The organism is Pseudomonas sp. DD1 (genome assembly GCF_044510355.1).
GTDB lineage: Bacteria > Pseudomonadota > Gammaproteobacteria > Pseudomonadales > Pseudomonadaceae > Aquipseudomonas > Aquipseudomonas shahriarae.
Genome location: NZ_MSAJ01000013.1, coordinates 16,298 through 34,392, shown reverse-complemented (window position 1 = coordinate 34,392; position 18,095 = coordinate 16,298). Strand labels below are relative to the sequence as shown.

Sequence of the window (18,095 nt, the reverse complement as noted above, 5' to 3'; positions counted from 1 at the left end):
CATGGCAAGAGCAGCAATTAACGTTACTGGTGCGGGTGAAAAGTTCGATTTCGTCTCGCTCGGCGGGGCGGATGTGAACTGTTATCGCAAGGACGTGGGTGTCTACTGCGTCACCGGCACCCAGGGCATGGTCCCATTCCCGCCGCTCGATCAGGGCTGGGGCTACGGGCTTCACCCCTCGGACAATCCCGCCGAGGTGAACATCTCGTTTGAAGACGACCTACTCACGGTCACCGTGACCAAAGATGGCGAGCCGTACGATCTGAAGGTCATGATCACGCTGCACATCCTGGTGCCGGATCTTCCTCCACAGGAAGAGCTGCCACCGTCTGCGCTTGATCCTGTGGCGGCTGCACAGACCCAGATCGCGCACCTGCGAGCCGAGGCTGATTACGCAATGGCGCCACTTCAGGACGCCGTCGATATCGACGAAGGGACCGAGACAGAGCTGGCGACCCTCAAGGCCTGGAAGAAATACCGCGTGGCTCTGAACCGAGTTCCCGAACAGGAAGGTTACCCGCTCGCCATTGATTGGCCTATAGCACCTGCTGGCTGAGTGAGAGGCTATTCGTCTCAACCTACTTCTTCCACGGCCGGACGTTAGACAACCATAAGTTATTGAGTGATCGCTCTGTTTTTTTTGGGGGGGATTATTCAAATTCAATGTGGCTTATATTTGCAATAGCATTAATTCCTATTGTGTGGTGGTTTCCGACGCTATGCATACCCATATCTGCTGATTCAATATTGATGTAGGACAGGCGGTTTGAGATAAACGAGAAGCCTAAGTATCTAGTACTGTCGATTGAGAAAGTGCTTGGTGTAAGTATTTTGTGAGGGTAGCCGCACTGAAGGATTGTAGGCGGTCCCTTGTGTCTAAAAACCTTTATTGTTACAGGCTTGCCTAGCTTGAACTCATCTTCATTGATTTTTGAATAATGAATTTTTATTAGGTGTTTTGATATGTCTGAATTTAATAGAATATTTTTTTCTGGAGTGGTCTTTGGTTTCCAAATTGCGCGATACTCTAATTGAGGGGCATATTTAAGCTCTTTGATTAGGCATGTATTGAGTCTTGTTGTATAGTTTGTAGATACCTCATGATAAAGTTTGAAGTCAAAAGTTTTTGAAGGTTTATAGGAGCAAATTGCTGACCCGCAGAATTCTATGTCTGGGCTGTCACGGTTTATTTTGTCGAAAAAGTCCTGGGGTGAGGTGATCATTACGCAACATTCTTTGTTGTTTTTTTGTGCCCAGAATAAGGAGTCGGAAATAAAGTTTGTAGTTGTGCAATATATGTAGTGGTTATTGACTACTATTTGCTTTATCTCGTTGCAGCTGATGTAGTTTGTGATTCCCTCCATTGCATCTCCCACGGTTAGTTTGTGCTTGTCGGTATTTCGAAAGTCGGAGATATCGCTTATATACACGTCTCCTTTGAGCATGGTCTCTGCATAATCGTGGCTCAGGAACTTAAAAAGTGCGGGTGTACGATCCTTGATATTACTCACTGCGCATTCCTTACTGTTGTTAACTGATAGGTGGAATAATGTCATCCAAAGATCTAGAAATACTAGCACTAACTATTTGGGGAGAGGCCCGGGGCGAGGGGCTGGCCGGCCAGATCGCCGTGGCCTGGACTATCCGCAACCGCGTGTTCGACGGCAAGGCCAAGTCCTGGTGGGGGGAGGGCTACGCCGGCGTGTGCCTGAAGCCGTGGCAGTTCAGCTGCTGGAACCAGAACGACCCGAACTACGCCTACCTCAGCGGCGCAAAACCGATTCTGGCCGCGCAGTTTGCCCAGGCCCAGCGTGCTGCTGACCAGGTGATGACCGGCGCGGTACCGGATCCAACCGGCGGCGCCACGCACTACTACGCAACCACGATGCCCAAGGCTCCGGCCTGGGCGGCGAAGGCCAAGCAAACGCTGCGCCTGGGGCATCACATCTTTTTCAAGGACGTGCCGTGATGACGCCCGTACAGAAGCTGGCCGGGCTGGTGGTGCTGATCCTGGCGCTGATGGCCAGCGCCGCCGGCGTCACCTGGCAGGTTCAGGAGTGGCGCACGGGCAAGACGCTGGCCGAGCAGGCTGGCCTGCACCAGGACGAGCTGGACAGGATCAGCGCGGTGGCCATCAAGCAAGTGCGCGACGAGCAGGACAGGCGCCTGGGCCTGGAGAAGACGCTGGCCACCTCCGATCAACAACACACCCGAGAACTTTCCGATGCTCAACGCAACCAGGCCCGCCTGCTTGACCGCCTTGCTACTACTGATTTGCGGCTGTCAGTCCTTCTCGACGCCACGGATTCAGCCAGTGGCTGCAACGTGCCTCCCGCCTCCGGCGCCGTCGGCGTGGTTCATGGAACCCAGAGAGCCCAACTTAACCCAGCGCATGCTCAACGAATTATCGCCATCACCGATGCCGGCGACCAAGGATTGATCGCGCTGCGGGCGTGCCAGGCGTATGTCAGGGCTGTAACGAATAGGTAGAGGATTTTTTGGAGGTGATGAAAATAGGAAAATTCTCGAGAAGTTTCGGACAAGTCCTACATCGAGAAAATCTGCGGACTGATAAAAGTAGGCTTTGAAATCTATCAGGTGGCTAGTTCGTGCGTCTTTTTGTCTTAAGAGGGATTATTTTTTTGCAGTTGTTTGCGATTTTCCCTGCTGGGGCTAGTAGCCAGTACTTTGATATCCCGGCTTGGCCAGGTGATGAAGAATCATGCCCGACCCCAGGGCACATAAAAAATAACCGAGGGGTGTTTGTCTCGCCAGCCAAATCGCAGGGTGTCGATTGGATTGGTGTGTTGCCTAGTGACGGGATTGAGAATGTTGTGGCGTTTGAGAAAGCGGTTTTTGTGCTAGCTGAAGAAAATTCTGAAACACGTGGGTTTCTGAGTAGCTGCATTTACACCACGTCGAAGGGAAGATATCTGAGTATGAGGCCCGACGCCGGTAACAAGCCCGATGAGGTCATGTGGATTGTCAGGCTGTCCTCGTGGAGTAGGTCACCGGTTTTTTCATCTAAGCAAATTTTGGAGTGCACGGATAAGAGTGAACGTGCATGTGCATTTTTCTTAAAGTGAATCTGTGTTCAGACTGATCGCACTGCGGGCGTGCCAGGCTTATGTCAGGGCTTTGACGCGATGACCTACTCGGAGCGGGAATATCTGGCTAGGTCGTGATGCTCGCCTTTGGTCTGAGTGTACGTTTCACCGAGATTAGATATTCGGTTAATTGAAGGGCTTGTGAGCCTTGAGCTGATATTGAAATAAGGGTAACGGCCGCGAATTTCGGGATGGAGATACGCTGCGACTTCGACGTCTGAGCTTGACACATACCTGCCAGCCCAGCGCTGAATTAGATGCTTTAGATCAAACGGGATTTTCTGTATACCCTTCGTTTTTGTTTGTGCGTCAAGCCATTCATAGGCAAATCGTATGCAGTCGCGGTGCTCCGGCTGCCTGCTCTCACCTGGTGCAGGCGGCGCTGCCTTAATTGCGTCGTCGATCTGTTTGTCACTAAGCATTGTGCTGCTCTCCCTGCTCAAAGTGTGGTCAAAAAGCTATCATGCCACACCTAAGTAAAGAGCGATAAAGTGGTGCGATTCCGTTCTAAATCATTGGCCTGATCAGCTCCGGCCCTCTGTTTCGCACATTGCCCACGGCCGTATCGACCTTGAACCATTCGAAAGCCTCGGCCGGTTCGCCCTGGTGCAACACCATCTGCTCGGCACGCTCCTTGGGCGTGGCCGGGTCCAGCCATTCCCTGGCCAGCTCCGGCGTTAGCACCACGGGCCGCCGGTCGTGAATGTCCACCATGCCGCCGGCGCTGTCGGCTGTGATGATCACAAAGCCGTCATGCTCGCCTGGGCCCTCATCTGCGTCGGGTAGCTGGCCAATGGCCGCGCACAGCACAGGCGCGCCATCCCGTCGCCGGATCAAATAGGGCTGTTTCTTTGGCCCGCCTTCATCAACCCATTCAAACCAGTTGTCCACGGGCGTGATTGCCCGGTGTGGCCAAATAGCCCGGAAGAATGGCCCGTGGGCCACTTTCTCCACGCGGGCGTTGATCGGGGCTGCTCTATCCTTGGCCCAATGCGGCCGCCAACCCCACCGCACCAGGTCTGCGTGCAGCGTTTCATCCTGCTGGTGGAGCAGGGCGACCTGGGTGGTTGGTGCTACGTTGTACCGCTCAAGGGGTGCCTCACCCACTGAGTTTGCCAGGGCGTTGGGCATGCTCAGTACCGCAACGAAGTCATGAATTCCGCTGTACTGTGAAAGTCTTCCGCACATCGGCAAGCCCTCGGTAGAAACTTCAGCTTAGATCACTCGGCAAAATCTTCATGGGGGCGCTTCCCCAGGCCCCGTTTGTAGCCCGCGCAAGCGCCCATTCAAGTGAATTGAGCTTGCTTGTGACAAAACCCAGGTCTGTATTGCAGCTAGCAAGAGCGCTATCGGACGCCTTGAGCTCTGCCCGAAGCTTGTCGCGCTCGGTAGATAACTCAGCGTGCATTCGCACAAGGCCGTAGATGTCCTCTCGGGCCTTGCGAAGCTGCAGGTGCAGTTCCTGAATCTCGTTCTCCAGGAGCAGGGCGTGTTGCTTGTGCATTTCTAGAGGCGTAGGGCATCCAAGCCACTCGCAGGTGTCTTCGTCGATGTTCATGGTGGGTCAATCCGAAAGCTGTATATCCATACAGTAATCGAGGTTTGTGCGGACTGAGGTTGCGAGGCGACGAACTGCAGGTGTTCCCGACGATCAGTCAGGGAGCGTTGAGAACGGCCAAGGTTAGCTTGATGAACTCTTCGTTGCGGTCGATGGTGTCCAGCGCGCCGCGAACGTTGTCGGCTACTTCGGTGCCGCCTTGCTGGTCAACCCAGCTCGTCAGTTCCATGATGGCCGCTTCAAGGGCGAGTTGGTTCTCATTGATTTTGGACAGCAGGGAAGGGAGCAGGTCAGAGTTCGGCATCGGTGTTACTCCTTGGAGTGAACAGCGTAACAGTTGGGTTGCTTGGTGGTGGATTGTGAGCGGTCGGCAGGACGCCGGGGAAGGGATAATTGCGGAACAGCTTGTAGAATTGCGGAACAGAAAAGATAAGGGCCTGCATGAAGTTCATCATGCAAGCCCTTGATATCTATGGTGCCCGAACCCGGAATCGAACCGGGACGCCCTTACGAGCGGGGGATTTTAAGTCCCATGCGTCTACCAGTTTCGCCATTCGGGCGGCAGCGCGATGAAGCTGCTCAAGGGGGCGTTGTCGAACAAAGCGCTTGAGCGGTGCAGCAGGCTAGGGAATATATAGATCCAGGCACTTTGGCGCAAGTTTGCATGCGCTCTTTTTCTGTTGGAATGCGTGCGCCAGCTTTGAAAAAAAGCCCGCCATATCAGTGATCTACATTTTCCTGGGGGGCATTCGACTCGGCGGCGCATCACCACGGTGGACACTCTACCGGCCTTGTAGCCGCCGTTTAACGCATAGCATCGTGCGATCACCTATGTTTAGAACATTCGATTCGGGAAGTGGCCTGGGCGTCATTCCGATGAGAACCAAAACGGAACTTGAATCTGCCAAGGCCGTTCAGGTATTTACCCCCGTAGCCGAAGAATAATCTCATCGTAACCCACCGCCCGCGACAACCGTTGCAGCGCCTCCAGGCGGCGTGCGTAGGCCGGAGCATCACCGTAGGTCAGTTCTACATGCAGGCTGTCGATCATCACCAGGTAAGCCTCTGCCAACACTTGCATGGCCTGTTCGTCTACGTCCGGATAGGCCTTAAGCAGAGCCTGTTGGAAATGGCCGCGGATCGTCGCCATGTAGTCATTGAACCCGGACATGACCACGTCCCTCAGCGGCGTCGGCGGGTAGAACGCGGCCCGTAACAAGAACCGCAGGGATTGATTGGCGCTGTGGCGGCGTTGCAGGTTGTTGATATAGACCTCGCCGGGGGCCTTGATCGACCGTGAGTTCCTCGCAAATTGGCTTTGCACGTAATCGAGCTCGGCCCGTAGGGCGAGTTCGAGTGCGACCACGTAGAGCGCGTCCTTGCTCGCAAAGTGCGCGTATAGCGAAGCCTTCTTGATGCCTGCGCGAACGGCGATGTCATTCAGTGAGGCGGCGTCGTAACCATGCTCGGCAAATTGCTCCAGCGCCAGTTGCGCGATGCGTTCGGCGGCCGAGGTCAGGATGGTGGATGTCATGGTGCTGCTCCTTGATCAATGCCCGGTCAGGTCATAGGTTTGCCCTGCACCCCGGGGGAGGCTGATGGTGGTCAGCAGGCAAGTCAGCAACGCGCTGGCCAGCAGCAACGCGGCCCAAGCTACTGGTCCATAGGTCAGCGCCAAGGCCGAGAGCGGCGTCGCACTGGCGGAGATCGACAGTTGAAATGCCCCCAACAGTGCGGCGGTGGAGCCCAGCGCGCGTTTTTGCGAGGACATTACCAGCGACATCAGTGTGGACTCCGCGATACCCAGGCCAAACAGGGCAACGGCCATGCCCGCCACTATACCGGGCAGGCCCAGGAGGGTAACGCTGGAAACCAGAGCGATTGCCGAGCCACCCGCCATGCACGACACGCCAATCAAGGAAAGACGGTTCAAGCCAAGGCGGCTGACCAGTTTCCCGGCGCTCATGGCCCCGATCAGGATGGCCACGCCCGTGACGCCGAACAGCATGCCAAACGCTTGCGGGCTCAGGCCATAGGTTTGCTGATACACCAGGGTTGCACCGCCGATGTAGGCAAACAGAAAGAAGAACACCGCGGCCACGGCGAGGGTCGGGCGCAGGAAGTGCGGGTCCCTGGCGATGGTCAGGTAAGTCCGGCACGCCGCCCCCAGGCGCAGCGATTCCCGTTGGCTGGGGGCCAGGGTTTCCGGCAGCGACAGCCAACTGTTGCCGAGCACGGCCAGGCCAAAACCGGCGAGGACCAGCATCACCGCGCGCCATCCGTAATGGGTGTCGATAATCCCACCCAGTGCCGGGGCGAAGATGGGCGCAACCCCTTCGATGGTCATCAGCAACGCAAAGAGCTTGGTTGCGGCCACGCCTTCGCTGACATCCCGGACCATGCTCATGATCACCACCAGCGTCAGGGCGCTGCCAAGCCCCTGGACGAAGCGCAGAGCGATCAATGTCTCAAGGGTCGGTGCCCACGCCGCGCCTAATGAGCACAGGGTAAACAACAGCAGGCCGGCCAGCAGGGGGCGGCGTCGGCCATAGGCATCGACGATGGGCCCGAAGATCAACTGGCCTGCACCCATGGCCAGGAGGAAGAACGTCAAGGTCAACTGCACGCTGGCGAAGCTGCTCTGATACTCGCGGGCAATCTGCGGGAGGCTCGATAAGTACATATCGACAGCCGACGGGCCGAGGGCGCCGATCAGTCCCAGACCAATAGCCAGCCTCAGGGGAACCCTGTGGGTGGGTTGGGCATTCATAAAAACTCCACAATAATGACTGCCTACCGGTCGGTAGGTTTGGAGAATGATAACCACCGCTCTCTGAACCGTCAACGCGGGGTTGCCAAGCCAGCTCCCGCCGTTGAGCTGCGGCGTTATGGTCGTTTGGCGTCAGCGACCAAACCAGGAAATTTTCGTTTTCCATTTAAGACTTTTCCTAAATACGCCGGTAGGAAGCGAGACGAGAATGGCCGTACTTTCATGTCATCTGTGATTTGTCATGTCCTTTCTACCAATTCGTGTTCTGGTCGTTGAAGAGCACCCCTTCAAGCAGCTCGTTGCCACTCAGGTCTTCAAGGACTCGGGGTGTGAGTGGGTGATGGGCGTGGCCGACGTGGCCGCGGCCCTGGAGCTGCTCGACCGCACAGGGCCGGTGGATATCGTGCTGTGCACCCTTAAGGAGGAAGGACTGCAAGGGCTGACGACCCTCGAAGCACTCAGCCGCACCCGGTGGGTCAGGTCCATGATCATTTGCAGTAGCCATGCCCAGGATCTGCATGACGCCATCGAACGGATGCTCGGCCTGCTGGGGGTGAGTTTCCTGGGATATGTCGATGCTCCGGTGCGAGCGGCGGCGATTGCGGCGCTGTTGACCCGATACCTGGAAACCACGGTCGCTAACGGGCATCCCGTCTCTCGGCAGGCGCGCCATACCCGCGCGAGCAAAGCACGTTTGGAGCACGCCATTGCACGGGATGAGCTCAAGTCTTTCTTCCAGCCCAAGTTCAATCTGATGACCGGTAAAAGCGACAGTCTTGAAGTGCTGGCGCGCTGGGAACACCCTCAGTTTGGCGTGTTACCCCCGGCTGATTTCCTCGCCCAGGCAGGGCGTTTCGGTTTGATGGATGAACTGTTTTTCAGCCTGCTGGAACAGGCGTTGGCGTTCCTGCAGACGGCTCAGGAGCAGGGGCATGTGCTCTCTCTGGCGTTTAATCTGGAGGCCGGGCAACTGGCTTGTAAGTCCTTGCTCCCGCGTCTGTGCGCAGCGCTGGAGCGCTACGCCATCCCGCCTTCGCGCCTGACCTTCGAGATCACTGAAAGCGGATTACTGGAGGTCTCGCCCGGGGTGCTGCAAACCTTGATTCGCTTGCGGATGATGGGCGCCGGCCTTTCCATTGATGATTTTGGTATCGGCTATTCGTCGTTGGAGCGTCTGTGCCAACTGCCTTTTACCGAAATCAAACTCGATGCCCGTTTCGCCCGCGACCTTGAAACCAGCAGCCGTAACCGTGCAGTGATCAGCAGCACCCTGGCATTGGCTCAAGCGCTGGATATGGCGGTGGTGGTCGAGGGCGTCGAGCACGAAAGCCAGCGCCAGGGCTTGCTCAAGCTCGGTTGCGAGCTGGGCCAGGGCTACCTCTGCGCGCGGCCCATGAGTGCCACGCGTGCGCTGGCCTGGCTGGGCATGAAGTCGGTGTCGTGCGGTACGCTCTGATTGCTCGTCACTGGGCCCGCTCCGGGCGTGGCTAGACTGTAGCGGTCAATGGCCTTTTTGGGAGTATCCAGATGACCCACAAAAACACCATCTGCCTCTGGTTCGACGGCGCCGCCCTGGACGCTGCCAGGTTCTATGCCGCGACATTCCCAGACAGCAGCGTAGAGGCCGTACATACAGCCCCGGGTGACTATCCGGCGGGTAAGCAGGGCGATGTCCTGACCGTGGAATTCACCGTCATGGGGATCCCGTGCCTGGGCCTCAATGGCGGGCCGGGTATCCAGCACAACCAGGCATTTTCATTCCAGGTCGCCACTGACGACCAAGCCGAGACGGATCGCCTGTGGCAGGCGATCCGTCTCGGCAATGGTGGCGAGGAGGTTGCGTGCGGTTGGTGCCGGGACAAGTGGGGGCTTTCCTGGCAAATCACCCCGCGGGTGCTCACGGCGGCGATCACCGACCCCGATCCGGCCGCAGCCAAGCGTGCGTTTGAGGCGATGATGGGCATGGTGAAAATCGACATTGCGGCCATCGAGGCGACGCTCAAGGGGTAACGAAACCCTGGTATAACCTTTGCCCTCAACACGAGCAATGGCAACGGACTGCACATGAGACTGACGACCCAGAGGCTGGTTGAGTTGGCGATGACCAACCCCATCAATGCTGAAATGACCGCGCGCCTGCCAGCCCTTGGCCTGGATCAATGCCTGCTGATGGCCGGTTGCCTGTTCCAGGCGGTGTGGAATCATCAGGCCGGTTTGAGCGCCGATTGGGGCGTGAAGGATTACGACGTGTTCTACTTCGATCCCGATCTGTCCTGGGAAGCCGAGAATGCGGTGATTGAGCGCGCCGCCGAACTTTTTCGCGACCTGCATGCGAACATTGAAGTGAAGAACCAGGCGCGTGTGCATCTCTGGTACCCGCAGCGGTTCGGCATGCCTTATCCCCAGTTGCACTCGGCCATGGATGGGGTGGATCGCTATTTGGTGGCGGGCACCTGCATCGCCTTGGCCGTAGACACGGGCGAAATTTATGCACCTTTCGGTTTGGCCGACATCGAACAGGGAATACTCCGGCTCAACCCCATCACCCCGCAGCCGGATCTGTTTCAGCAGAAGGCCAGAAGCTATCAGGCCCGCTGGCCGTGGCTCAGGATTGAAAACCCGCAGTAGCTGTGGACGCCGGGCGACGTGGCGTTGCAGCTCACAGTCATATCGCCATTGCCAGCAAGCTGGCTCCTACAGAGGCGCGATGGCTTTAACATGGGCGTTTACGCGGTATCTACAGCGGATTTCGCTGTTCTGGATACTGGCAGGGTGCCACAATGCCATTTTGTCGCGGCACTACTGATCAGGCGAATCAAATGAATGGCCTTGGGCGTGAGCAGGACCAGGATTTTTTCATCGAAGCGCAGGTGCGGACTGATTGCCTGCATCAGTTGTTTCGCCAATCCTTTTCTGCGGTTTTCGGCAGCTATCTGGCCGCCGGCATGTTGTGCTGGTTGTGTTGGGACCGCCTTGATCGCGACCTGATGATCGGCTGGCTGATCTTGCTGTCCGGCTCGTCGCTCCTGCGCTTGTTGATGTTCTTCCAGTATTTTCGCAGCCCCAGAAGTGAGCGCACGCCGCGCCGCTGGGAGCTCCATTATTGGCTTACGCTGGTGCTTTCTGCGGGGATCTGGGGCGCCGGCGCCCTTGCCATAATGCCAACCGATGACCGCTTGACCCAGGCGCTGGTCATCCTCTTTACCGTGGGGATGTCCGTCAGCGCGGTGTCGTGTTACTCGGCCTACCGCTACATGACCATGGTGTCCATGGCCCTGGTGCTGTTGCCGTGCACCCTGTGGTTGCTGTTTCAACCTTCCAAGATGCAAATGGGCATGGCTATCGCAGTGCTGGTGTTCTCATCCTTTGTCGTAGGCGCCTCGCGGAAATTGTCCGAGGCCCTGGAGAAGGCCTTTCGCCTGACCCGCGAAATAGAGCGGGCCCACAGTATTTCCACGCGCGCTGCCGAGACCGACGAACTCACCGGGCTGATGAACCGCCGGGCGTTTTTCGAAAAGGCCCAGGTGCTGTATGACCAATGCAAACGCACTCGCCAGCCCCTGTGTGCGCTGATGCTGGACATGGATCACTTCAAGGCCATCAACGACACCTACGGCCACCAGACGGGTGACCGGGTGTTGCAGCAGATTGGCCAGGTGATCAGCGCCTCCTTTCGCCAGACGGATATCTACGGCCGCCTGGGGGGCGAGGAGTTTGCGGTGTTGTTGCCCGACACCACGCTTGAGGTAGCACGGGACATCGGCGAACAACTGATCCGCGCCATTGCCGGTTTGACCATTGACCCGGTGCAGGTGTTGAGTGCGAGCCTGGGGGTGGCCTCGACGCATGCCGTGGGCGACGACTTGCAGCACTTGATGAACACGGCCGACAAAGCCCTGTACCGCGCCAAGGCCTTGGGGCGCAACCAGGTGGTGGTCGCGTCCTAGGCTTCAGTCCTTGCCATAGCCTTGGCCAGCACCCGTGAGACCTGGTCGGCGGAGTAGGGTTTGGCGAGAAACTCAAAGCCGTCATAACCGGACTTGGCCAGTTCCTCGCTGTAGCCGGAGGTGAGGATCACCGGCAGATCGGGCCGGCGCCGGCGCAACTCCCGGGCCAGCGCCACGCCGCCGATGCCGGGCATCACCACGTCGGAGAACACCCCATCGAATGCCCGGGCATCCGGGCCGATCATTTCCAGGGCTTCTTCGGCATGGGTGGCCCACACTGTCTGGTAGCCCAGGTCCTGCAGAATCTGGTTGGCGAAGCGGCCCACTTCGAGGTTGTCCTCCACGATCAAGATGCGCCGTCGCCCGGCGTCCGGGGCCAGTTCAAGCGGCGTCTCGACCACGTTGTCGAGGATCGTCTCCGGCTCCACTTGCGGCAGGTACAGGGTAAACACGGTGCCCTGGCCGAGCACACTGGCGACATCGACATTGCCTCCCGATTGCTTGGCGAACCCGAATACCTGCGACAGCCCAAGCCCGGTGCCTTTACCGACTTCCTTGGTGGTGAAGAACGGTTCGAAGATGCGTTCAAAGGTACTCGAGGCAATCCCGCTGCCGGTGTCCGCCAGGGAGATCGCGACGAAGGGTTTGCCGGAGCCGCCATGCCCGCGAATGCATGGCAACGGCTGGTCCCGGTCCAGGCGTAACACCAGCGTACCCTGGCCATTCATCGCATCCCGCGCATTGAGGGCGATGTTGATCAGCGCGGTTTCAAACTGGCTGGAATCCGCGCAGATGTAACACGCCTGTTCAGGCAATTGGACGCGGACGTGGATCCGCGCACCGGTGAGCGTCTCCAGCATGTCGCCGATGTTTTGCACGCGCTGGCCCACATTGAACACTTGTGGGTTCAGCGGCTGGCGCCGGGCGAAGGCGAGCAATTGACTGGTCAGCTTGCTGGCGCGTTCTACGGTATCGGTCACCGCACTCATGTATCGCTCGCGGCGCTCTTCGGGCAGGTTGGGCATGCGCAGGAAGTCCACCGACGAGCGGATGATTGTCAGCAGGTTGTTGAAGTCGTGGGCAACGCCGCCGGTCAACTGGCCAATGGCTTCGAGCTTCTGCGACTGGCGCAACGCCGCTTCAGTCTGGTTGAGCAGGGTGGTGCGCTCCATGACCCGTTGCTCCAGGGTCGCATTCAAATCGGCCAGCGCCGACAGGCCCTCACGCACAATGGCATCGGCCCGCACCCGTTCGATATGGGCCCAGGAGCGCTCCGTGACCTCACCCAGCAGCGCCAGGTCGTAGGAAGACCAGCGCCGCGGGACGCGGTCGTGAATGGCCATCAGCGCGGTCAGGCGCCCGGACTTGATCAGCGGCATGCAAATCGTTGCCGTCACGCCAATGGCCTGGAAGGTCGCGGCCTCCTCGGGCGTCAGTTCCGTCAGGTTGTCATTGATGATCAATGGCTCGCCGGCCTGCAGGCGCTCGACCGCCAATTGGCCGAAGTCCGTCAGGCGATAATGCCCGACGATGCTGGGCGAGCCTTCTGCGGCCCAGTTGCCGCGGATGGTAAAACCGTCTTCGTCGGCCTCCATGTCGGCATAGGCGCAGTTGGACAGGTTCAGGTGGGTCGCCAGCACCCGCGTGGTGGCCGCCATGATCGCCGCCGGATCGGTGGCGTTGGCCACACCGAGGCTGATGGCATCCAGCACGGCCAGGCGGCGCGTCATAAACACCGTATTGGTGGTCTCGGTCACGGTGTCGAGCATCCCCACCACCTTGCCTGTGGAGTCGCGGATCGGGCTATAGCAGAACGTGAAATAAGCCTGTTCCGGCGCCGCGCCACGCTCGACGATCAGTGGGAAGTCTTCGATAAACGTTGCCTGGCCGTCGAATGCAGCATCGGCGATCGGGCGGATCTGGCTCCAGGCTTCCTGCCAGATCGTGCTGAAGGGTTGACCCAGGGCCTCTGGTTTGTTGCCCAGCACCGGAATGAACGCGTCGTTATACAGCGTGATCAATTCGGGCCCCCACACCACCGCCTGGGGGAAACGGGAAGCAAGGCTCAGGGACACCGTGGTCTTGAGCACGTCCGGCCATTGCTCCATTGGCCCCAGGGGCGAGTTGGCCCAGTCATGGCGGCGAACCCGTTCGGCCATCTCACCGCCGCCTTGCAGCCAGTCTGTCATCGACTCAATACCTTGTTCGTTTCGACGCTATTGCGTGCCCAACAATGCCGTCCAGTAAATCCCCGCATCGCTTTTCGGATCCAGCCCATAGGCGGCGCCCAATTCGCGAAATTGTGGGTTCATCAGGTTGGCGCAATGCCCGGGGCTGGCGAGCCAGCCGTCAACCACCTTGCGCGGCGTGTCCAGGCCGGCCGCGATGTTCTCGCCGACCTGTTGCGCCACATAACCGGCCAGTTCCGCGCGGTCGCCCGGGGTCCGACCGTCGCGGTCCAGGTGGTCGAAGAAGTTGTGGTTGGCCATATTGCGTGCATGACTGTCGGCGGCGCTGGCCAACTGGGCGTTCCAGACCAGTGGCGTGGTGGCCGCGAAGGCCTGCTCGCCACACTGGCGCGGTTGTTTGCGGGCGGCGTTGACCATCTCCAGCAACTGCGGGCCGGCGTCCTGGGAGCTGGCCAAGCCACGGCTCAACAGTGGGCGGGCGAGGACAATGCGCCAGTCCTGGCCATTGTTGCTGACGCCGATGTCGACGAATTGCGGGTCGAGCACCACCCGGCAGAAGCTCTCGCGCACCGCTTTCATCGCCGATTGCGAGTCGCGAGGCCCGGACAGGCTGATCGCCTGCACGTTGACCATCGGGTAGGCCACCTGGGCCAGGGCCTGCTGCAAATCGCCGACATTATTGACCGGCAACACCAGGCGTGGGTCGACCGCCAGCGGCGGCAACTCCTGGGAGCCCTGGTCGCCACAGCGCTGCACCTGGCTGCGGTACTGGTTGATCGAGTCGATCAATTGACTCTCTTCGCTCGCCGACGCGGTGGCGCAAAACACCAGACTGGCGGCCAGCGTGGTAACACCCATCATCAATGACAGAACGCGCATGGACGTTTCCCTTGAGCATGAAAGTGCCCATGATGCGCGATCAAGGGGCGCAGATGCACCCCTTGGGCAATATTTTGCCCTTAGTTCTTGAATGCCGAGTGCTTGCGACCCTGGTCACACAGGGCAAACACCACCACCAGCACTGACGCGATGGCCAGAATGATCACCACGCCGTCTGTCGAGTGAGTGGTCGAGGCAGCCACCATCGACAAGGCCCCCAAAGGCGCCAGGCCACCGGCGATAGCCGTGCCGATTTCACGGCCGGTACCGAAACCCGAAGAACGGGTCTGGGTCGGAAACTGACGGCTGAGGAACGAGCCCTGTGGCGCGAACATCATCGGCGCGAGGATCCCGGTGCCGATCCCGATGGCCAGGTAGATCATCAGGCTTTCGCCGGTGTTCAACAGCGCCAGGAACGGGTAGGCGAACATCAGCGACAGCACGCCGCCCAGCACCAGCACCGACTTGCTGCTCCACTTGTCACACAGCCAACCGAAGCATGGCACGGCGACAATCGCCACCAGGCTGGCGATGGTCACCGACAGCGAAGTGACGTGCACATCAACGCCCTTGAACTGCGTCAGATAGGCCAGGGAGAAGGTCTTGAAGATGTAGCTCAGGGCGTTGTAGCCAATGGCCACGAAGAACACCACCGCCAGGCCCTTGAGGTCATTCTTGAACAGGGCCTTGAGCGGCGAGACCTTGGCCTTGGCCGGCTCCTGGCTCAGTTCTTTGAACTCGGGGGTTTCCGGGATGCTGTTACGCACCCACAGGCCCACACCCACCAGGGCGATACTGCAGATAAACGGGATGCGCCAGCCGCCGGCCAACAGGAACTCATTGCCATTGATGGTCAGCAGGTACACGGTCAGCGACGACAGCAGCAGGCCCAGGTTCAAGCCCAGCGCCGGCCAGGCCCCCTGGCTGCCGCGCTTGCCTTCTGAAGCATGCTCGTAGGAAGTGACCGCTGCGCCCGACAGCTCGGCACCGGCGCCCAGGCCCTGGATGATGCGGATAAACACCAGAATGATCGGCGCCCAGATGCCAATCGAGGCATAGCTGGGGATCAGGCCGATCAGCGTGGTGCACACGCCCATCATGCAGAAGGTCAACACCAGCACATGTTTGCGGCCGAACTTGTCGCCCAGGTAGCCGAACAGGATGCCGCCGAAGGGGCGGGCGATAAAGCCGATGGCAAAGGTGGAGAACGCCATCAGGGTCGCGGTTTTCGGGTCACTGTTATCAAAGAAGATCTTCGAAAAGACAATCGCCGCCATGGTTGCGTAGAGGTAGAAGTCATACCACTCCAGCATCGAACCGAAGATGGTGGCAGCAGCCACCTTGCGCAGGCGCTTCTTGGTTTGTGCCGGGGTTTCCACCGTGGCCGGGTTGTGGGCTTTTGCCGTCATGCTGTACTTCCTTCTCAGTCATTATATTTATTAGGGGGTTGCGAACGCGATCAAATGTGGGAGCTGTCGAGCCTTGGCGAGGCTGCGATAGCGCTGTGTCAGGCAATGCATTGGTTGCCTGTGCCGCCGTCATCGCAGCCTCGCGGGGCGAGACAGCTCCTACAGAGGGGTGTTTAGTTGGGGGTGAACATGCGGTCGGCGATCATTTCGCCAATCGGAATCGCCGAGGTGGCCGCCGGTGACGGCGCGTTACACACGTGCAACATGCGCGGCGTCTGGGCGAACAGGAAATCGTGCACCAGGCTGCCGTCGCGCATCACCGCCTGGGCGCGGATCCCGGCTTCGTAGGGCAGCAGGTCGTCGAGTTCCAGGGACGGGCAGTACTTGCGGCATTGCTCCAGGTAGCCGGACTTGAACAACGAATTCTTCATTTCCACGCTGCCGGAGCCGAGGTTCTGCCAGATGGTTTTCCAGAAGCCGGGGAAGCGCGCGTACTCGGCCACATCCTTCCAGTTGACGGAAAACTTCTTGTAGTTCTCCCGGCCCAGGCCCAGCACCGCATTGGGGCCGACGGTGACGCTGCCATCAATCATGCGGGTCAGGTGCACCCCCAGAAACGGCAGCTCCGGATCCGGGATCGGGTAGATCAAGTGGTTGACGATGTTGTTCTTCGACGCCGGCAAGCGGAAATACTCGCCACGGAAGGGGATGATCTGGTGGTCGATATCAATCCCGGCCAGAGTCGCCAGGCGGTCCGATTGCAGGCCCGCGCACACCACCAGGTGCCGCGCTTGCCAGGCGCCGTCGTGGGTGCTGACGGTGACTTTGTCGGTGTCTTCGGCAATCGCCGTGACGGTTTTTTCCAGGCAGATCTCACCCCCATTGCGGCGAATCACTGCAGCCATGGTTTCGCAGACCTGGCGGTAGTCGACTATCCCGGTGGCATCGAGGAACAACCCGCCCAGACCGACGATGTTCGGCTCGCGGGCCCGCAGTTGCTCGGCGTCCAGGCGCTCGACCTTCATCCCGTTGAGCTGCGATCGCGCATACAGCGCTTCCATGCGCTGCACTTCCAGGGCCGTGGAGGCCACCAGCAATTTGCCGCACACCTCGAACTTGATCCCATGCTCGCTGCAGAACTGTTTGGTGGCCTCGGCGCCACGCTTGCACAACTCGGCCTTGAGGCTGCCGGGTGCGTAGTAGATGCCGGCATGGATCACGCCGCTGTTATGGCCGGTCTGGTGCTTGGCCAACACCGCTTCCTTTTCCAGGATCACCAGGGACGCGTTGGGCTGGCGCTTGAGCAACTCCATCGCGGTGGCCAGGCCGACAATGCCGCCACCGATGATGCAAAAGTCATAAATCATGTGGGCTACCTAAATCAGTACATTTCAGTCTGCTTATCAGGTTGTCAGACTAATGTTTTTGTTAAAAAAACAGCGTGCCCGCGGGCACGCTTTATAGGTGTTCGATGGATCAATGGGTGGCCGGCAGCTCCAGTTGCAAGCGTTTGGCGGCGGCACGCAAATGCGCCTCGGCGGCGGCGGCAGCGCCCTGGGGGTCGGCGTCGACGATGGCCTGGTACAACGCCTGGTGTTCCTGGGTGGCATCCGCCGAGCCGCTGGCAAAGCGCGACGCCGAGTTTTCCCAGGCGGTCTTGCGTGCGCTGGCCAACTGATTGCGCAGAAAGTCGTGGAAGGCGACGAAATACTCGTTTTTGCTGGCGTCGGCGATGGCCCGGTGAAACTCCACGTCGGCCAGTGCAGCGGCCTCAAAGTCGGCGCGCTTGTCGTGCATTTCCTGCAGGGCACGTTTCATGCGTTGCAGGTCGTCGGCGTCGCGGCGTTGGGCGGCAATGGAGGCCGCCTGGGTTTCGATCCACAGGCGCACTTCGAACATTTGCGCGAGGTCAGGGCGTCGGCCATTCTTTTCCGGAAAGCGGAACACCGTACCGGCCGGGGTCTGCGAAATAAACGAGCCCAGGCCACGGCGGGCGGTCAGCACGCCATCGGCCTTGAGCTGGGCAATCGCCTCGCGCACCACCGAACGGCTGACATTCAACTGTTCCGCCAGTTGCTGCTCGGTGGGCAGGCGCGACTCGGGCGCCAGTTGTCCGGAGTCAATCTCGGCCCGTATAGCGCTGACAACACGCACAACGAGGGAATCTGGACGCTGAAGCTCAAGCATGGCAAAACCTAGGTGATCAGGTTGTCAGACAATAGCTGTTACGATTTTC

Annotated in this window: 20 protein-coding genes and 1 tRNA gene; 8 read left to right on the top strand and 13 right to left on the bottom strand. The window is 59.2% G+C overall.

Annotation, left to right across the window (positions count from 1 at the left end; genetic code table 11):
- Position 1: 1 nt before the first annotated feature.
- A complete protein-coding gene (locus PSFL_RS12135) occupies positions 2 to 556 on the top strand; it encodes a tail fiber assembly protein (RefSeq protein ID WP_397470102.1) in 555 nt (184 codons plus the stop codon).
- A gap of 94 nt (positions 557 to 650) precedes the next feature.
- On the opposite strand, the gene PSFL_RS12130 is transcribed toward PSFL_RS12135, so the two are convergent.
- Complete coding sequence (locus tag PSFL_RS12130) at positions 651 to 1,511, bottom strand: hypothetical protein (protein WP_397470101.1); 861 nt, start codon at positions 1,509 to 1,511, stop codon at positions 651 to 653.
- A gap of 38 nt (positions 1,512 to 1,549) precedes the next feature.
- Here PSFL_RS12130 and PSFL_RS12125 point away from each other — a divergent pair, with 38 nt between their 5' ends.
- The 3 genes from PSFL_RS12125 (at position 1,550) to PSFL_RS12115 (ending at position 3,086) form a co-directional block, all read left to right on the top strand.
- Complete coding sequence (locus PSFL_RS12125; protein ID WP_397470100.1) at positions 1,550 to 1,969, top strand: cell wall hydrolase; 420 nt, start codon at positions 1,550 to 1,552, stop codon at positions 1,967 to 1,969.
- Positions 1,969 to 2,490: a lysis protein gene (locus tag PSFL_RS12120; protein ID WP_397470099.1), complete on the top strand. Its 522-nt coding sequence runs from the start codon at positions 1,969 to 1,971 to the stop codon at positions 2,488 to 2,490. Before PSFL_RS12125 ends, PSFL_RS12120 begins: the two co-directional genes overlap by 1 nt.
- 119 nt (positions 2,491 to 2,609) lie before the next feature.
- Positions 2,610 to 3,086, top strand: a complete 477-nt coding sequence (locus tag PSFL_RS12115) for a DUF3757 domain-containing protein (RefSeq protein ID WP_397470098.1) — start codon at positions 2,610 to 2,612, stop codon at positions 3,084 to 3,086.
- 528 nt (positions 3,087 to 3,614) lie between these two features.
- Here the strand turns inward: PSFL_RS12115 and PSFL_RS12110 are convergent.
- The 7 genes from PSFL_RS12110 to PSFL_RS12080 form a co-directional block, all read right to left on the bottom strand.
- On the bottom strand, positions 3,615 to 4,295 hold the full coding sequence (locus tag PSFL_RS12110) for an SOS response-associated peptidase family protein (RefSeq protein ID WP_397470097.1): 681 nt from the start codon (positions 4,293 to 4,295) through the stop codon (positions 3,615 to 3,617).
- Between the two features lie 22 nt (positions 4,296 to 4,317).
- On the bottom strand, positions 4,318 to 4,665 hold the full coding sequence (locus PSFL_RS12105; protein WP_133714825.1) for a hypothetical protein: 348 nt from the start codon (positions 4,663 to 4,665) through the stop codon (positions 4,318 to 4,320).
- A gap of 97 nt (positions 4,666 to 4,762) precedes the next feature.
- On the bottom strand, positions 4,763 to 4,969 hold the full coding sequence (locus tag PSFL_RS12100) for a hypothetical protein (protein WP_128593564.1): 207 nt from the start codon (positions 4,967 to 4,969) through the stop codon (positions 4,763 to 4,765).
- Complete coding sequence (locus PSFL_RS12095; RefSeq protein ID WP_397470096.1) at positions 4,956 to 5,117, bottom strand: hypothetical protein; 162 nt, start codon at positions 5,115 to 5,117, stop codon at positions 4,956 to 4,958. Before PSFL_RS12095 ends, PSFL_RS12100 begins: the two co-directional genes overlap by 14 nt.
- A gap of 21 nt (positions 5,118 to 5,138) precedes the next feature.
- Positions 5,139 to 5,225, bottom strand: a tRNA-Leu gene (locus PSFL_RS12090).
- A gap of 362 nt (positions 5,226 to 5,587) precedes the next feature.
- The gene (locus PSFL_RS12085; RefSeq protein ID WP_115128061.1) at positions 5,588 to 6,199 is read right to left on the bottom strand and encodes a TetR/AcrR family transcriptional regulator; all 612 of its coding nucleotides are present in this window, start codon (positions 6,197 to 6,199) and stop codon (positions 5,588 to 5,590) included.
- A 15-nt stretch (positions 6,200 to 6,214) separates the two neighbouring features.
- Complete coding sequence (locus PSFL_RS12080; RefSeq protein WP_115128062.1) at positions 6,215 to 7,435, bottom strand: multidrug effflux MFS transporter; 1,221 nt, start codon at positions 7,433 to 7,435, stop codon at positions 6,215 to 6,217.
- Between the two features lie 241 nt (positions 7,436 to 7,676).
- On the opposite strand from PSFL_RS12080, the gene PSFL_RS12075 reads away from it, so the two are divergent.
- From PSFL_RS12075 to PSFL_RS12060, 4 genes are all read left to right on the top strand, one after another.
- A complete protein-coding gene (locus PSFL_RS12075; protein WP_115128063.1) occupies positions 7,677 to 8,891 on the top strand; it encodes an EAL domain-containing protein in 1,215 nt (404 codons plus the stop codon).
- Positions 8,892 to 8,962: 71 nt separating this feature from the next.
- Entirely contained in the window at positions 8,963 to 9,445 is a 483-nt protein-coding gene (locus PSFL_RS12070) for a VOC family protein (RefSeq protein WP_170060609.1), read from the top strand.
- A 54-nt stretch (positions 9,446 to 9,499) separates the two neighbouring features.
- Entirely contained in the window at positions 9,500 to 10,063 is a 564-nt protein-coding gene (locus PSFL_RS12065) for a nucleotidyltransferase family protein (protein ID WP_397470095.1), read from the top strand.
- A gap of 191 nt (positions 10,064 to 10,254) precedes the next feature.
- On the top strand, positions 10,255 to 11,382 hold the full coding sequence (locus PSFL_RS12060) for a GGDEF domain-containing protein (protein ID WP_315493020.1): 1,128 nt from the start codon (positions 10,255 to 10,257) through the stop codon (positions 11,380 to 11,382).
- Here PSFL_RS12060 and PSFL_RS12055 read toward each other — a convergent pair.
- The 5 genes from PSFL_RS12055 to PSFL_RS12035 all read right to left on the bottom strand — a co-directional run bounded on the left by PSFL_RS12055 (position 11,379) and on the right by PSFL_RS12035 (position 18,046).
- Positions 11,379 to 13,571, bottom strand: a complete 2,193-nt coding sequence (locus PSFL_RS12055; RefSeq protein WP_169961160.1) for a response regulator — start codon at positions 13,569 to 13,571, stop codon at positions 11,379 to 11,381. The genes PSFL_RS12060 and PSFL_RS12055 overlap by 4 nt on opposite strands.
- A 27-nt stretch (positions 13,572 to 13,598) precedes the next feature.
- Entirely contained in the window at positions 13,599 to 14,450 is an 852-nt protein-coding gene (locus PSFL_RS12050; protein WP_120732807.1) for a CAP domain-containing protein, read from the bottom strand.
- A gap of 80 nt (positions 14,451 to 14,530) precedes the next feature.
- The gene (locus tag PSFL_RS12045) at positions 14,531 to 15,859 is read right to left on the bottom strand and encodes an MFS transporter (protein ID WP_397470094.1); all 1,329 of its coding nucleotides are present in this window, start codon (positions 15,857 to 15,859) and stop codon (positions 14,531 to 14,533) included.
- A gap of 173 nt (positions 15,860 to 16,032) precedes the next feature.
- Positions 16,033 to 17,226, bottom strand: coding sequence for an L-2-hydroxyglutarate oxidase (lhgO, locus tag PSFL_RS12040; RefSeq protein ID WP_397470093.1), 1,194 nt, complete (start codon positions 17,224 to 17,226; stop codon positions 16,033 to 16,035).
- A 109-nt stretch (positions 17,227 to 17,335) separates the two neighbouring features.
- A complete protein-coding gene (locus tag PSFL_RS12035; protein WP_397470092.1) occupies positions 17,336 to 18,046 on the bottom strand; it encodes a FadR/GntR family transcriptional regulator in 711 nt (236 codons plus the stop codon).
- Between the last annotated feature and the right edge of the window lie 49 nt (positions 18,047 to 18,095).

Excerpts from the sequence above, each read along its gene's own strand:
- PSFL_RS12065 (WP_397470095.1), top strand. The coding sequence starts at position 9,500 with ATGAGACTGACGACCCAGAGGCTGGTTGAGTTGGCGATGACCAACCCC.
- PSFL_RS12105 (WP_133714825.1), bottom strand. The coding sequence starts at position 4,665 with ATGAACATCGACGAAGACACCTGCGAGTGGCTTGGATGCCCTACGCCT.
- PSFL_RS12095 (WP_397470096.1), bottom strand. The coding sequence starts at position 5,117 with ATGAACTTCATGCAGGCCCTTATCTTTTCTGTTCCGCAATTCTACAAG.
- PSFL_RS12070 (WP_170060609.1), top strand. The coding sequence starts at position 8,963 with ATGACCCACAAAAACACCATCTGCCTCTGGTTCGACGGCGCCGCCCTG.
- PSFL_RS12050 (WP_120732807.1), bottom strand. The coding sequence starts at position 14,450 with ATGCGCGTTCTGTCATTGATGATGGGTGTTACCACGCTGGCCGCCAGT.
- PSFL_RS12045 (WP_397470094.1), bottom strand. The coding sequence starts at position 15,859 with ATGACGGCAAAAGCCCACAACCCGGCCACGGTGGAAACCCCGGCACAA.
- PSFL_RS12120 (WP_397470099.1), top strand. The coding sequence starts at position 1,969 with ATGACGCCCGTACAGAAGCTGGCCGGGCTGGTGGTGCTGATCCTGGCG.
- PSFL_RS12035 (WP_397470092.1), bottom strand. The coding sequence starts at position 18,046 with ATGCTTGAGCTTCAGCGTCCAGATTCCCTCGTTGTGCGTGTTGTCAGC.
- PSFL_RS12060 (WP_315493020.1), top strand. The coding sequence starts at position 10,255 with ATGAATGGCCTTGGGCGTGAGCAGGACCAGGATTTTTTCATCGAAGCG.
- PSFL_RS12100 (WP_128593564.1), bottom strand. The coding sequence starts at position 4,969 with ATGCCGAACTCTGACCTGCTCCCTTCCCTGCTGTCCAAAATCAATGAG.
- PSFL_RS12075 (WP_115128063.1), top strand. The coding sequence starts at position 7,677 with ATGTCCTTTCTACCAATTCGTGTTCTGGTCGTTGAAGAGCACCCCTTC.
- PSFL_RS12055 (WP_169961160.1), bottom strand. The coding sequence starts at position 13,571 with ATGACAGACTGGCTGCAAGGCGGCGGTGAGATGGCCGAACGGGTTCGC.
- PSFL_RS12135 (WP_397470102.1), top strand. The coding sequence starts at position 2 with ATGGCAAGAGCAGCAATTAACGTTACTGGTGCGGGTGAAAAGTTCGAT.
- lhgO (WP_397470093.1), bottom strand. The coding sequence starts at position 17,226 with ATGATTTATGACTTTTGCATCATCGGTGGCGGCATTGTCGGCCTGGCC.
- PSFL_RS12080 (WP_115128062.1), bottom strand. The coding sequence starts at position 7,435 with ATGAATGCCCAACCCACCCACAGGGTTCCCCTGAGGCTGGCTATTGGT.
- PSFL_RS12110 (WP_397470097.1), bottom strand. The coding sequence starts at position 4,295 with ATGTGCGGAAGACTTTCACAGTACAGCGGAATTCATGACTTCGTTGCG.
- PSFL_RS12085 (WP_115128061.1), bottom strand. The coding sequence starts at position 6,199 with ATGACATCCACCATCCTGACCTCGGCCGCCGAACGCATCGCGCAACTG.
- PSFL_RS12125 (WP_397470100.1), top strand. The coding sequence starts at position 1,550 with ATGTCATCCAAAGATCTAGAAATACTAGCACTAACTATTTGGGGAGAG.